This window comes from Arhodomonas sp. KWT (assembly GCF_010993615.1).
Genome location: NZ_WNXE01000826.1, coordinates 1 through 745 on the forward strand (window position 1 = coordinate 1; position 745 = coordinate 745).

The 745-nt window shown below is 72.5% G+C and carries 1 protein-coding gene; it reads left to right on the forward strand.

What is annotated here, in order from left to right:
* Nucleotides 1–745 (forward strand): ABC-ATPase domain-containing protein (locus tag G7A99_RS22695; RefSeq protein ID WP_240466384.1); only part of this gene is annotated, 745 nt, incomplete at both ends.

Consider the following 745-nt stretch of genomic DNA (forward strand, 5'->3'; position numbering starts at 1 on the left):
GCGCCAGGCGGCGGCGCTGCTCTGCCGGCGCCTGCCGGAGGCCGTGGAGGCCCTGCGCCCGGGGCAGCGGGACGATGGAGCGCTGGCCCGGCACTGCGACACCGTCGAGGATCAGGTGGCGCTGCGCTCGCAGCTCGCGGAGCGCGGGCTGGTGGCCTTCGTCGCCGATGGAGCGGTGCTGCCGCGGCGCTCCGGCGTGGATGATCGCCCGTTGCAGGAGGCGATTGCCTTCGAGGCGCCGGACGCGCTGGCGGTCACGCTCGAGGCCCCGCATGCCGGATCGGTGCGCGGGCTGGCCATCGGCTCCGGCATCACCCTGATCGTCGGTGGCGGCTTCCACGGCAAGTCCACACTGCTCCGGGCGCTGGAGCTCGGGGTCTACGACCATGTCCCGGGGGATGGTCGCGAGCGGGTGGTCACCGAGCCCTCGGCGGTGAAGATCCGTGCCGAGGACGGACGTGCGGTCCATGCGCTGGACCTCTCGCCGTTCATCAACCATCTCCCCTACGGCAAGTCCACCGAGGCCTTCGACACGGCGCTTGCCTCCGGCTCCACCAGTCAGGCGGCGGCACTGCAGGAGGCGCTGGAGCTGGGGGCCGGCAGCCTGCTCGTCGACGAGGATACGTCGGCGACCAACTTCATGATCCGCGACGAGCGCATGCAGGCGCTGGTGGCCAAGCGCGACGAGCCGATCACGCCCTTCGTGGACCGCATCCGGGAGCTGCGCGACCGCCTCGGTGTCGCC